This is a genomic window from Streptomyces ochraceiscleroticus, from assembly GCF_000720485.1.
Taxonomy (GTDB): domain Bacteria; phylum Actinomycetota; class Actinomycetes; order Streptomycetales; family Streptomycetaceae; genus Streptomyces; species Streptomyces ochraceiscleroticus.
On record NZ_JOAX01000037.1, the window covers coordinates 20,475 to 32,945 of the forward strand.

Annotated in this window: 9 protein-coding genes; 1 reads left to right on the forward strand and 8 read right to left on the reverse strand. The window is 72.7% G+C overall.

Annotated elements, in window-relative coordinates; translation table 11 throughout:
• Positions 1 to 37 precede the first annotated feature (37 nt).
• The 4 genes from IG84_RS0133305 to IG84_RS0133320 all read right to left on the reverse strand — a co-directional run bounded on the left by IG84_RS0133305 (position 38) and on the right by IG84_RS0133320 (position 5,573).
• Positions 38 to 493, reverse strand: coding sequence for a hypothetical protein (locus IG84_RS0133305; protein WP_031065735.1), 456 nt, complete (start codon positions 491 to 493; stop codon positions 38 to 40).
• A 157-nt stretch (positions 494 to 650) separates the two neighbouring features.
• Positions 651 to 1,514 carry an ABC transporter permease gene (locus IG84_RS0133310; protein WP_031065737.1) on the reverse strand — a complete coding sequence of 288 codons (864 nt, stop codon included), beginning with the start codon at positions 1,512 to 1,514 and terminating at the stop codon, positions 651 to 653.
• Complete coding sequence (locus tag IG84_RS0133315; protein WP_031065740.1) at positions 1,511 to 4,216, reverse strand: alpha/beta fold hydrolase; 2,706 nt, start codon at positions 4,214 to 4,216, stop codon at positions 1,511 to 1,513. Before IG84_RS0133315 ends, IG84_RS0133310 begins: the two co-directional genes overlap by 4 nt.
• Positions 4,217 to 4,286: 70 nt before the next feature.
• Positions 4,287 to 5,573 (reverse strand): hypothetical protein, encoded by a 1,287-nt coding sequence (locus tag IG84_RS0133320; RefSeq protein WP_051862757.1) that lies wholly within the window; start codon positions 5,571 to 5,573, stop codon positions 4,287 to 4,289.
• Positions 5,574 to 5,785: 212 nt separating this feature from the next.
• Between IG84_RS0133320 and IG84_RS0133325 the strand changes: the two genes are divergently transcribed.
• Entirely contained in the window at positions 5,786 to 7,018 is a 1,233-nt protein-coding gene (locus IG84_RS0133325) for a styrene monooxygenase/indole monooxygenase family protein (protein ID WP_031065755.1), read from the forward strand.
• Positions 7,019 to 7,159: 141 nt separating this feature from the next.
• On the opposite strand, the gene IG84_RS0133330 is transcribed toward IG84_RS0133325, so the two are convergent.
• The 4 genes from IG84_RS0133330 to IG84_RS0133345 form a co-directional block, all read right to left on the reverse strand.
• Positions 7,160 to 8,653: a CoA-acylating methylmalonate-semialdehyde dehydrogenase gene (locus IG84_RS0133330; RefSeq protein WP_031065758.1), complete on the reverse strand. Its 1,494-nt coding sequence runs from the start codon at positions 8,651 to 8,653 to the stop codon at positions 7,160 to 7,162.
• Positions 8,654 to 8,688: 35 nt separating this feature from the next.
• Positions 8,689 to 10,608, reverse strand: coding sequence for a 3D-(3,5/4)-trihydroxycyclohexane-1,2-dione acylhydrolase (decyclizing) (gene iolD, locus IG84_RS0133335; protein WP_031065762.1), 1,920 nt, complete (start codon positions 10,606 to 10,608; stop codon positions 8,689 to 8,691).
• Entirely contained in the window at positions 10,605 to 11,504 is a 900-nt protein-coding gene (gene iolB / locus IG84_RS0133340; protein WP_031065764.1) for a 5-deoxy-glucuronate isomerase, read from the reverse strand. The genes iolD and iolB overlap by 4 nt, the downstream gene beginning before the upstream one ends.
• Positions 11,505 to 11,571: 67 nt before the next feature.
• Positions 11,572 to 12,453 carry a Cgl0159 family (beta/alpha)8-fold protein gene (locus tag IG84_RS0133345; RefSeq protein ID WP_031065767.1) on the reverse strand — a complete coding sequence of 294 codons (882 nt, stop codon included), beginning with the start codon at positions 12,451 to 12,453 and terminating at the stop codon, positions 11,572 to 11,574.
• Between the last annotated feature and the right edge of the window lie 18 nt (positions 12,454 to 12,471).

Here is a 12,471-nt window from a genome sequence, read left to right on the forward strand (position 1 = left end):
CCTCGGACGGCGGCCGGCACGGAGAACGGGGCGGCCGTCAGCTGCCCGGGCTGCAGTCGATCTCGATGAGCTTGATCGGCTTGCTCGCGTCCAGGCCGACGTACGCGGTGAAGTGCTGGTCCGGGCCCCGGTTCCACTTCGTGGTCACCGTCGCCCAGCCCACGCCCGCGGACTGCGCGGTGGTCACCCGCCCGATGGCGATGTCGCGCGGATTGTTCTGCGCGCAGAGCAGGACGTCGTACTTCTTGTTCTTCTCGGCGCGCTTCTTCAGCTCGTCGCCGACCATGTGGACCCGCTCCCACTGGCGGGGCCCGTGGTTGCCGTAGAAACCCTGCAGGAAGTGGTGGACCTGCTCGGCGTTGTAACGGGCCGGGGCCTTCTCCTCGGAGGCCGCGGGCGCGGCGGGCGCGGACGCCGCGAGGGTCAGGCCGCCGCCGAGCAGGGCGGCACAGAGAGCGGAGACGGTGACAGCTCGCGAAGCCTTACGGATCATCGAATGTCCTCTTCTTCCGGAATTCATCCGCATTATGCGGACCTCACCCGAGCAGACACGCCACCCCGCACAAGGGTTGCGCGCCCCGCCGGGCAAGCACCCGCCCGGCCCAACGGCACCCGGGCAGAGGATCAGAAGAGCCGGACCCCCGCCTCCTTCACGACACCACGTCCTTCGTGCGGAAGCCGCGAAAGGCCAGGGCGAAGAGGATCAGCGCGTAGGAGACGGAGACGGCGGAGCCCTGGGCCATGGCGGTCCGGTCCAGTGTCGGCTGGAGCGCGTCCACCCAGGCGAACTGCCAGTGGGCGGGCAGCGCGTCGCGCCAGTTGCCGAGCGCGGTGACCTGGTCCAGGACGTTGCCGACGATGGTGAGGCCGACCGCGCCGCCGACCGCGCCCAGCGGCGCGTCCGTCACCGTCGACAGCCAGAACGCCAGCGCCGCGGTCACGAGCTGCGAGACGAAGAGGTACGCGACGACCAGCGCCAGCCGCGGCACCGCGTCCCCGGCCGGCAGCACCCCGCCGCCCGGCAGCCGCAGCGCGTCCCAGCCGTAGGCGTATGTGCCCACGGCCAGCGCCACCAGCGGCAACAGCACCATCGCCGCCGCGCTGAACACCAGTGCCACGGTCAGCTTGCTCAGCAGCAGCCGGGTCCGCGGCACGGGCGCGGCCAGCAGGTACCGCAGCGAGGACCAGCTCGCCTCCGAGGCAACCGTGTCGCCGCAGAACAGCGCGACCGGCACCACCAGCAGGAAGCCCGCCGAGACGAACAGCGCGGTGGCCGCGAAGTTCGCGCCGGAGGCGGTCGCGGTGTCCATCAGGGTGATCCGGTTGTTCCGCCCGGCCGGGTCGCCGCCGAGCGCGAAGGCCGCGACCAGCACGAACGGCAGCGCGGCCAGCACCACGCCGACCACCAGCGTGCGGCGCCGCTTGAGCTGCCGCAGCGCTTCGACGCGCAGCGGCAGGGTGTGTCCCGCGCGGTAGCCGGCCGCGGGCCCGGCCGGGCGTGCTGCGGTACTCATCGGTCCCCTCCGATCAGGGTGAGGAAGGCGTCCTCCAGGCGGCGGTGCGGTCCGACGCGGTCCACCGGTACGTCGAGGCGGAGGAGTTCGGTGAGCAGTTTCGGCGTGCCGGCCGTGCCGTCGAGACGAACGAGCAGCCCGTCGTCGGCGGGGACGGCCGAGGCGACGAACGGCAGCGCGGCCACCTTCTCCACCACCCCGTCCGGCACCGGCGCTGCCGTGCCGACCAGCAGCGTGTCGCCCGTCCCGACGATCTCGGCGACCGGCCCCGCCTGCACCAGGCGGCCGCGGTCCATGACGACCAGATGCGTACAGGTCTGCTCGACCTCCGCCAGCAGGTGGCTGGAGACGATGACGGTCCGCCCCTCGGCCGCGTAACGGGTCATCACGTCCCGCATCTCGCGGATCTGCGGCGGGTCCAGTCCGTTGGTCGGCTCGTCCAGGATGAGCAGGTCCGGCAGGCCGAGCATGGCCTGCGCGATGGCCAGCCGCTGCCGCATGCCCTGGGAGTACGTACGGACGGCGCGCTGCAGCGCCTCCCCCAGACCCGCGATCTCCAGCGCCTCGTCGATGTGCGCGTCCTCGGCCGGGCGGCCGGTGGCCCGCCAGTACAGGTCCAGGTTCTCCCGGCCCGTCAGATGCGGCAGGAAGCCCGCGCCCTCGACGAACGCGCCGACGCGCGAGAGCACCGGCGCGCCGGGCCGCACCGCGTGCCCGAAGACCCTGATCTCGCCGTCGTCCGGCGTGATCAGGCCCATCAGCATCCGCAGCGTGGTCGTCTTGCCCGCGCCGTTGGGTCCGAGCAGCCCGAGCACCTGCCCGCGGTCGACGCCGAAGGTCAGGTCCTGGACGGCGTACCGGTCGACGGCGCCCTGGTACTTCTTCGTCAGGCCGGTGATCCGCAGCGGCACGTCGGCCAGGTCCGGATCGGGCGCGGGCGGCGTGGTGCGGCGCCGCCCGGTGAGCAGCAGCGCGGCGGCGATCAGTACGGCCGCGAGCGGCAGGCCCCAGACCCACCACGGCAGCGGGGTGGCGGCGGTGTGCACGCCGGGCGCGGTCGGCACGCTCAGCGCGTGCTTCCCGGCGAGCGCGACCTTGTACACCGCGGGCTCGGCCGGTGAGGCGTACGCCATGTCGGTGGCGGCCACCACCAGCCGCATCCGGTGCCCGGCGGCGAATTCGTGGTCGATGGCCGGGAGCCGGACGGAGACCGTACGGCCGTCCTTCGCGTCCGTGACCCGCAGTGGCGTCACGAGTTGATGCGGCAGCAACTGGCTGCGTCCGTCCGGCCCGACGTCGTAGACCTTGGCGAACAGCACGGCCTCGTCATGGTCGCTCGTCACCCGCAGCTTCGCCGTCGGCGAGCCGGTGACCTGCACGGGGCTCGTCAGCGCGCGGGACTCGAAGCGGGCGTACTGGCCGGGGAAGTCCAGCGACGGGCCGTTGCCCAGCGCGCTCAGGCCGCCGAGTGCGGAGCCGATGCCGGGGACGGAGGAGATCGCGGGCGGGTCGCCGCCCGCGGGGTTGGCGAGGGTCTGCTCGCGGCCGGCGAGCGGCACGGACCGCGGGTCGCCGCGCAGGCCCGGGTAGCTGTCGCCGCTCGCGCCGCGCAGTCGCGAGGCGCCGTCGCGGGCGTCCAGGCCCCCGGTACGGCTGATCCGGAACGCCGGCCCGGTGTCGGTGCCGCGCTCGCCCTTCAGATAGCGGGCGAACCACGCCTCCGTACGGGCGAGGACGCGGGCCTCCTCACGGGCGCCGCCGTCGTGGCCGCCCTCGATCCAGTCCACCTTGACCGGCGCGCCGTTCTTCTTCAGCGCCTTCGCCATCGCGTCGGCCTGGCCGAGCGGGAAGAGCGAGTCGGACTGGCCCTGGGCGATCAGGGTGGGGACCTTGATGCGGTCGGCGACGGCCTGCGGGCTGCGCCGCTCCAGCATGTCGCGCGCCGCCTTGTCCGGGCGGCCGGAGACCGCCACCCGCTCGTACATCCGGCAGAGCTGCGCCTCGAAGCGGTGACAGGCCACGCCGCGGGCGGGGTTGGGCACGGAGGTGGTGACGGGGGCCGAGCCGGTGGTGAAGAAGTAACCGGCCCACAGTTTCTTGAACACGTCGTCGGGGAACAGCGCGTCGGCGAGGTTCCAGTACGTGATCTGCGGCGCGATGGCGTCCACCCGGCGGTCGTGGCCCGCCGTGAGCAGTGCGATGGCGCCGCCGTACGAGGCGCCCGTCATCCCGACGCGCGGGTCGCCGGGCTTGTCGAGCTGCACGTCGGGACGTTTCGCCAGCCAGTCGATGAGCCCGCTGGCGTCGGCGACCTCGCCTTCCGGGTCGTTCAGCCCGATCTTGCCGGTGGAGCGGCCGAAGCCGCGTGCCGACCAGGTCAGTACGGCGTACCCGGCCCGCGCGAGCTGCTCGGCCTGGCCCTTGGCCGCCGCCTTGCTGGCGCCGAAGCCGTGGCCGAGCAGCACGGCGGGGCGGCGGCCGTGCACCGCCGTGCTGGTGAAGTAGGACGTGTCGATCCGGACGGTGGCCTTGCTGCCGGGCTTCTCGGGGAGCGACAGGACCTGGTCCTGTCGCTGTACGGCGGCGGCCGAGCCGTCGGAAGCGGCCACCGCGGCCCACGAGCCGCCGCCGAGCAGCACGGCCAGCACGGCCATGAGCGCGACCAGTCGCCGGCCACGCGGCCGGGAAACCTTTACAGCCATGCGGTCACCCTACGGGGGCGGCCTGTGAACTCCCGGTCAGCCCCGGTCGGCCCCGCGGCGACCGTCCCGGTCAGCCCTGCGGCGGGGGCCCGAAGCCGCCGGCGGGCGGGTTGGGCGGTGCCTGCGGTGCTCCGTACGGCATGGGCGGGGCCTGCGGAGTTGCCGGAGGGGCCTGCTGCGGCATGGCGGGCGGGCCGTATCCCGGCGCCGGGGCGGCGGGCTGGCCGTAGCCGGGCTGGGGCTGCGCCGGAGGTGCGTAACCGGGCTGGGGCTGCGCGTACCCGGACTGGGGCTGCGGCGCGTAGCCGGGCTGGGGCTGGGGCTGGCCGGGCGCCGCGTACGGCTGTGTACCCGGCATTCCGTACGGCGCCGCGCCCGGCATCCCCGGCATCCCCGGCTGCGCGGGCGGGGACCATTCCTCGGCGACGGGCGCGCCCGGGCGGCCCATCAGGGCCAGGACGGCGATCGAGCCGAGGAGCTCGACGACCATCAGGAGCCGGGACAGGATGCCCTGGAACGCGGGGGCCTGGCCCAGCTCGAAGAAGGACCCCCCGGCGAGCGCGGCGATCATGCCCAGGAGCGAGGTCGGCAGCAGGACCAGCGCGAGCCCGGTGGTGAAGCCGCGCGCCGACACCCCGCGCGCGACGCAGAGCAGCCCGGCAACCGCGGACATCAGCAGGAACGTGACGGAGGACCAGCCGGGGCCGAGGCTCGTCAGCGCGGAGAGGATGCCGTGGCCCAGGTAGATCACGTCGAGCGAGCCGACCCCGTCCTGCAGCAGTACGGAGACGTTCCACACCGCGTCGCAGAGCGCGAGCAGCCCGAACACCACCGCGCCGGTCACCGCGGCGGCGGGCAGCGGCCGCATCGGCGGGTCACTGGGCCGCCGCGTCGGCCAGACCCGCAGCCCGGACACCACCACGATGCAGGAAACGAGGCCGAACAGGATCAGCAGGCCGCTGGTGATGAAGACGGTCAGGAACGTGTCCGTGTCCGTGTTCACCTCGCCGATGAACCAGCGGTTGTCGCTCGTGTGCTGGCCCGTGCTGATGAACACCTGGACCGCGGCGGTGAACGTCAGTGTCGTCGCCACGGCCAGCAGGCCGCCGGCCGCCCGCGCACCGGTGAACGCCGCCCACACCGCGCCCAGTTGCACGGCCAGGAGCCCGACGGCGTACGGGTCGGTGATCGCGCCGTCGATGTGCGGCCCGAGCCCCGTCCAGGAGTCCCACAGCGCTCCGAACCCGTATTCCCCTATGTCCATCGCCAGCCATGTGGCGCTGTTCAGCAGGAAGAGCGTGCAGAACACCCCCGCGGTGATCCGCGCCCCCTTGCTGAGGACCGTAACGTGCGGCATCTCGCCCCCGTCTTTCTTCTGTTTTCTGCTCTGTATTGCTGTGTTCTGTCGTGCTGTGTACAGCGGTGCCTCGCGGCGTACTGCCGTGTCTCGCGGCCTCGTGCGCGCGCGGACAGCGCCCGCACCGTAACGGATCTGTACACCGCGCGCGCCCCGCAAGTACAACTGAAGGAGGGCTCGGCGCCGCACCCGGGCCGCAGGGGGGAGGCGGCATGCGCGCCATCGCGATCGTCGGGGCAGGGCAGGCCGGACTGCAACTGGCCCACGGGCTGCTCGCCGGGGGGTACGACGTCACCGTGGTCTCGGACCGCACACCGGAGCAGATCCGCGCCGGGCGGGTGATGTCCACCCAGATCATGTTCGGCCCGGCGCTCGGCCTCGAACGCGCGGCGGGCCTGAACGCCTGGGACGGCAAGGCCCCCGGCATCACCGCACTGCAGGCCACGGTCTGGGACCCGCCGGGCAGGCCGTCGCTGCGGTTCACCGGCCGCTTCGACGAGGAGGCGCAATCCGTCGACCAGCGGGTGAAGATGGCCGACTGGCTCGACCTGTACGAAGCGCGGGGCGGCCGGGTGGAGTACGGCGCCGCCGACGGCAGACGGGTGGCCGCGCTGGCCGCCTCGCACGATCTGACCCTGGTGGCCGCGGGCCGCGGCGACCTCGCCCGGCTCTTCCCCCGGGACCGCGCGCGCTCCCCGTACGACCGGCCGCAGCGCTCCCTGGCCTGCATCTACCTGCATGGAGTGGGGCATCGCCCGGAGTACCCGGCGCCGCACGCCCGCTCCAACCTCACGCCCGAGGCCGGGGAGATGTTCGTGATCCCCGCGCTCACCACGGGCGGCCTGTGCGACATCGTGTTCTTCGAAGGGGTGCCGGGCGGCCCGTACGACTGCTGGCAGGACCGGCCGGGACCGGCCGCCTGCCTCGCGCGCACGCTGGAGCTGCTGCGGCGGTACGCGCCTGCGGAGTACGAGCTGTGCCGGGGCGCGGAGCCGACGGACGCGCGCTGCACGCTGTACGGCGCGGTCACGCCGACCGTACGGCGTCCGGTGGCCGAGGTCTCGAAGGGCCGGTACGTGCTGGGCATGGCTGACACCGTCGTCGTCAACGACCCGGTCACCGGCCAGGGTTCGAACAACGCGGCCCGCTGCGCAGCGCGCTACCTCCGCGCCATCAAGGAGCGCGGCACGGCCCCCTTCGACCGGGCCTGGATGGAGCGCACCTTCGACACCTTCTGGGACCACGCGCAGTACGCCACGGAGTTCACCAACACGATGCTCCAGCCGCCCCCGGAGCACGTGCAGCGCCTGCTGGCAGCCGCGGCCCGCTGCCCGGCCATCGCCCACCGCTTCGTCAACGGCTACGCCGACCCGGCCGACTTCCGCCACTGGCTCACCGACCCGGAGGCGGCAGCGGCTTACCTGGCGGAGATCCGCGAGCCGTGAGGGCCGGCGTCCGGCCGGGCGGGGCCGGGCGGCCACCCGCCATGACGCAGCCCCGCCGGTCCGCGCCGGCGGGGCCCGTCAGCTCTCGGCGGGCGTCAGCTCCCTGAGCGTCGTTCGTCTGAGCGTCAGCTGTTGCCGGCGTCAGCTGTTGCTCGGGAAGCCCAGGTTGATGCCGCCGTCGGAGGGGTCGGGCCAGCGGGTGGTGACGACCTTGCCGCGGGTGTAGAAGTGCACGCCGTCGTTGCCGTAGATGTGGTGGTCGCCGAAGAGCGAGTCCTTCCAGCCGCCGAAGGAGTGGTAGCCCACCGGGACCGGGATCGGCACGTTCACGCCGACCATGCCGGCCTCGACCTCGAGCTGGAAGCGGCGGGCCGCGCCGCCGTCCCGGGTGAAGATGGCCGTGCCGTTGCCCCACGGGGAGTTGTTCATCAGGGCGATGGCCTCGTCGTACGTCTCGACGCGCACGACCGACAGGACCGGGCCGAAGATCTCGTCGCGGTAGCAGTCCATCTCGGGCGTGACGTTGTCCAGCAGCGAGACGCCGATCCAGTGGCCGTCCTCATGGCCCTCGACCGTGAAGCCCGTGCCGTCGATCGCGACGGTCGCGCCCTGGGCGGCCGCGCCGGTCACGTACGAGGCGACCTTGTCGCGGTGCACCTTGGTGATCAGCGGGCCCATCTCGGAGGCCGGGTCGTCACCGGGGCCGATGGTCAGCGCGGCGGCCCGCTCCTTGATCTTCTCGATCAGCGGGTCCGCGGTGTCGCCGACGGCGACCACGACGGAGATCGCCATGCAGCGCTCGCCCGCCGAGCCGTACGCGGCGTTGATCGCGGAGTCCGCGGCCAGCTCCAGGTCGGCGTCCGGCAGGACCAGCATGTGGTTCTTCGCGCCGCCGAGTGCCTGCACGCGCTTGCCGTTGGCGGTGCCGGTGGCGTGGATGTACTTGGCGATCGGGGTGGAGCCGACGAAGGAGACCGCGGCGATGTCGGGGTGCGCAAGGATGCGGTCCACGGCGGTCTTGTCACCGTTGACGATGTTCAGCACGCCGTCCGGCAGGCCCGCCTCGGCCGCCAGCTCGGCCAGCTTGAAGGCCGCCGAGGGCACCTTCTCGCTGGGCTTGAGCACGAAGGTGTTGCCGCAGGCGATGGCGATGGGGAACATCCACATCGGCACCATGGCCGGGAAGTTGAAGGGCGTGATGCCCGCGACCACGCCGAGCGACTGGCGGATCGAGGAGACGTCCACACGGGTGGAGACCTGGGTGGACAGCTCGCCCTTGAGCTTCTCGGAGATGCCGCAGGCCAGCTCGACGATCTCCAGGCCACGGGCCACCTCGCCGAGCGCGTCGGAGTGCACCTTGCCGTGCTCGGCGGTGATCAGCCGCGCGATCTCCTCGCGGTGCGCGTCGACCAGCTCGCGGTACTTGAAGAGGACCGCCGTGCGCTTGGCGAGCGAGCTGGTGCCCCAGGTCCGGAATGCCTCCTTGGCGGTGGCTACCGCGGTGTCGACCTCATCGACGGAGGCGAAGGGGACCTGCTTCTCCTGGGCGCCGGTGGCGGGGTTGTAGACCGGACCGAAGTTGCCGGAGGTGCCCTCGACGGGCTTGCCGCCGATCCAGTGGCTGAGGGTCTTCATGTGCGGGGCCTTTCTGGGGACGAAAGCGGGGAGGGTCAGAGGTGGCGGCGGCGTCCGGCCGCCTGGCGGTCGTACTCCTCGCGGGCGAGCAGCGCCGCCTCGCGCGTCGCGGTCTCGGCAACGGGAACATCCCACCAGGCTTGAGCCGCGGGCGCGCCCGGCACAGTGTCAGCCGTTTCGGTCTCGACATAGACACATGTGGGGCGGTCCGAGGCGCGGGCCGCGGCGAGCGCGGAGCGCAGCTCGGCGACGGTCGCGGCGCGGATCACGTCCATGCCCAGCGAGGCGGCGTTCGCTGCAAGGTCCACCGGGAGCGGCTCGCCGGTGTACGTGCCGTCCTTGGCGCGGAAGCGGTAGGCCGTGCCGAAGCGCTCGGCGCCGGTCTCCTCGGAGAGGCCGCCGATGGAGGCGTAGCCGTGGTTCTGGATGAGGACCACGTTGATGTTGATGCCTTCCTGGACCGCCGTGACGATCTCGGTGGGCATCATCAGATACGTGCCGTCGCCGACCAGCGACCACACCGGGCGGTCCGGGGCGGCCATCCGGACGCCGATCGCGGCCGGGATCTCGTACCCCATGCAGGAGTAGCCGTACTCCAGGTGGTACTGGCGGCGGGACCGGGCGCGCCAGAGTTTGTGCAGGTCACCGGGGAGCGAGCCGGCCGCGTTGATGATCACGTCGTCGTCGCCGACGGTCGCGTCCAGCAGGCCGAGGAGCTGCGTCTGGCTGGGCCGCGCGTCCTCCGCACCGGTCTGGTACGCGGCGTCGACCAGCACCTCCCACTCGGCCTTGGCGGCGCCGTACGCCTCCTCGTACGCCTTCTCCACGCGGTGCCCGCCGAGCTCGCGGGTCAGCGCCTCCAGGCCCGCGCGGGCATCGGCGATCAGGGAGAGCGCGCCGAGCTTGTGGGAGTCGAACGAGGCGATGTTGAGGTTGACGAAGCGCACGCCGGGGCGGGCGAAGAGCGTCGCGGAGGCGGTGGTGAAGTCGGTGTAGCGGGTGCCGACGCCGATGATCAGGTCCGCCTCGCGGGCCAGCGCGTCCGCGGTCGCGGTGCCGGTGTGCCCGATGCCGCCCACGTCGGCGGGGTGGTCGTACCGCAGCGACCCCTTGCCCGCCTGGGTGGAGGCGACCGGAATGCCGGTGGCCTCGGCGAACACGCGCAGGGCTTCCTCGGCCTCGGCGTGGTGGACGCCGCCGCCCGCGACGAGCAGCGGGCGCTCGGCGGAGCGGATGGCGTGCACGGCCTCGGCGAGCGCGCCGGCGTCCGGCTGCGGCCGGGTGACGTGCCAGACCCGGTCGGCGAAGAACTCCTCGGGCCAGTCGAACGCCTCGGCCTGCACGTCCTGCGGCAGCGCCAGGGTGACCGCGCCGGTCTCGACCGGGTCGGCCAGCACCCGCATGGCCTGCAGGGCTGCCGGGATCAGCGCCTCGGGACGGGTGACCCGGTCGAAGTAGCGGGAGACCGGGCGCAGCGCGTCGTTGACCGAGATGTCGCCCGCGTACGGGACTTCGAGCTGCTGGAGCACGGGCTCGGCCGGGCGGGTGGCGAAGGTGTCGCCGGGCAGCAGCAGGACCGGGAGGCGGTTCACCGTGGCCAGCGCTGCGCCGGTGACGAGGTTGGTGGCGCCGGGGCCGATGGAGGTCGTGACGGCCTGCGCGGAGAGCCGGTCGGACTGGCGGGCGTATCCCACGGCGGCGTGCACCATGGCCTGCTCGTTGCGGCCCTGGAGATAGGGCATCCCCGGCGAGTCGGGGGCGGCTCCCCGCTCGTATCCCGCGGGCTGCGACTCCAGCAGTGCCTGGCCGAGTCCGGCGACGTTGCCGTGGCCGAAGATGCCCCAGGTCGCGGCGATGAGACGGTGCCGTACGCCGTCCCGCTCGGTGTACTGGTGCGCGAGGAATTCGACCAGGGCCTGCGCGACCGTGAGGCGGCGCGTCGTCGGGGCGGTCATCGGGCTTCTCCTGCGGGTGCGCTGTAGAGGGGGAGGCGGGGGTCGACGGGCTGCTCGGGCCACGTGCCGCGGATCCAGCCGTGGTCCGGGTGGTCGCAGATCAGCCATTCGCGGGCTTCGCCGGGGCCCGCCATGACGTTGAGGTAGTACATGTCGTGGCCGGGCGCGGCGATGGACGGGCCGTGCCAGCCGTCGGGGATGAGGACGACGTCGCCGCCGCGGACCTCGGCGAGCACGTCGGTGTTCTGTCCGTGTCCGGAGGGGCTCACGCGCTGGTACCCGAGGCCGGGCCTGCCGTTCGCCTCGGCGATCTCGAAGTAGTAGATCTCCTCCAGCTCGGACTCCTCGCCGGGCCGGCACTCGTCGTGCTTGTGCGGCGGATACGAGGACCAGTTGCCGCCCGGGGTGATCACCTCGACGGCGATGAGCTTGTCGCATTCGAAGACGCCCGCGGCACCGAAGTTGTTGACCTGGCGCGAGCAGTTGCCCGTACCGCGCAGCTCGACGGGGACGGACGAGGCCGGGCCGTACCGCGCGGGGAGGCGCTTCGCGCAGCGGGCGCCGGTGAGCGCGAAGCGGCCGCCGGACTCGCTGGCGATGCCCGCGTGCGCGTCGCGCGGGACGTAGGCGAAGTCCGTGACGCCGCTGAACACGCTGTCCCGGCCGGTCAGCGCGAACTCCTCGCCGGAGTCGACCGCCACCGTGCAGCCCCCGGAGAGCGGCAGCACGATCCACTCGCTCTCGCCGGTGGCGAAGGAGTGGTGACCGCCGGGCGGAAGCTCGAGCACGCGGAGGGAGGAGTACCCCCAGCCCGCGTTCTTGGGATGGATGTCGAGGGCGTACGGGCCGTCGGCGGCGGTGCCCGCCGGGCGGTGGAAGGTGGATTCGGCGTTCATGACGTCAAGTCTCCTACTGAACACTGACGGTGACAGGACCCTGTGGACAACTTCCGGACTGCCGCGACTACAGAAGGCTGACGGCGGTATCCACAGCCCCCGCCACGTCCCCGTCGACCGGGTAGAGCAGCGAGCGTCCGGCGACCAGTCCCTGCACGGTCGGCAGGTGCAGGGCCTTGCGCCACTTCTCGTACGTCGCGTCCTGGTCGGTGGCGGAGATGTCGCCGCCGAGCAGCACCGTCGGCAGGGTGGAGGTCTCGCAGACCCGCGCCATGTCGTCGGGGTTCTCGGTGACCGGCAGCTTGAGCCAGGTGTACGCGGAGGTGCCGCCGAGCCCGGAGGCGATGGCGACGGACTTGGTCACCGCCTCGGCACTCAGGTCGTTCTTCACCTTGCCGTCGACCCGGCGGGAGATGAACGGCTCGACGAAGAGCGGCAGTTCCCGCTCGGCCATGGCGTCGATGGCGCGCGCCGTGGACTCCATGGTGTCCAGCGATCCGGCGTCGTCGTAGTCGATGCGCAGCAGCAGCTTGCCGCAGTCGAAGCGGAGCCGGGCGATGTCCTGCGGGCGGTGGCCGGTGAAGCGGTCGTCCATCTCGAAGGACGCGCCGGCGATGCCGCCGCGGTTCATCGAGCCCATCACGACCTTGTTCTCCAGCGCCCCCATGAGGAGCAGGTCCTCCAGGATGTCGGCGGTGCCGAGCACGCCGTCCACGCCGGGCCGGGACAGCGCGAGGGAGAGCCGTTCCAGCAGGTCGAAGCGGTCCGCCATGGCCAGCTTGTGATCGCCGACGGCCAGCGCGCCGCGCGCGGGGTGGTCGGCGGCGACGATCATCAGCCGGCCGCTGTCGCCGATGAGGGGGCGGCGGGTGCGGCGGGCCGCGGCTTCCGCGACGGCTTCGGGGTGCCGGGCCCGCAGCCGCACGAGGTCGGAGAGCGGTGTGGTCAAGGCGTAACTCACCTTCTT

Coding starts and splice junctions, on each gene's coding strand:
- iolD (WP_031065762.1), bottom strand. CDS start 10,608: ATGACCGCCCCGACGACGCGCCGCCTCACGGTCGCGCAGGCCCTGGTC.
- IG84_RS0133310 (WP_031065737.1), bottom strand. CDS start 1,514: ATGAGTACCGCAGCACGCCCGGCCGGGCCCGCGGCCGGCTACCGCGCG.
- IG84_RS0133315 (WP_031065740.1), bottom strand. CDS start 4,216: ATGGCTGTAAAGGTTTCCCGGCCGCGTGGCCGGCGACTGGTCGCGCTC.
- iolB (WP_031065764.1), bottom strand. CDS start 11,504: ATGAACGCCGAATCCACCTTCCACCGCCCGGCGGGCACCGCCGCCGAC.
- IG84_RS0133330 (WP_031065758.1), bottom strand. CDS start 8,653: ATGAAGACCCTCAGCCACTGGATCGGCGGCAAGCCCGTCGAGGGCACC.
- IG84_RS0133320 (WP_051862757.1), bottom strand. CDS start 5,573: ATGCCGCACGTTACGGTCCTCAGCAAGGGGGCGCGGATCACCGCGGGG.
- IG84_RS0133325 (WP_031065755.1), top strand. CDS start 5,786: ATGCGCGCCATCGCGATCGTCGGGGCAGGGCAGGCCGGACTGCAACTG.
- IG84_RS0133305 (WP_031065735.1), bottom strand. CDS start 493: ATGATCCGTAAGGCTTCGCGAGCTGTCACCGTCTCCGCTCTCTGTGCC.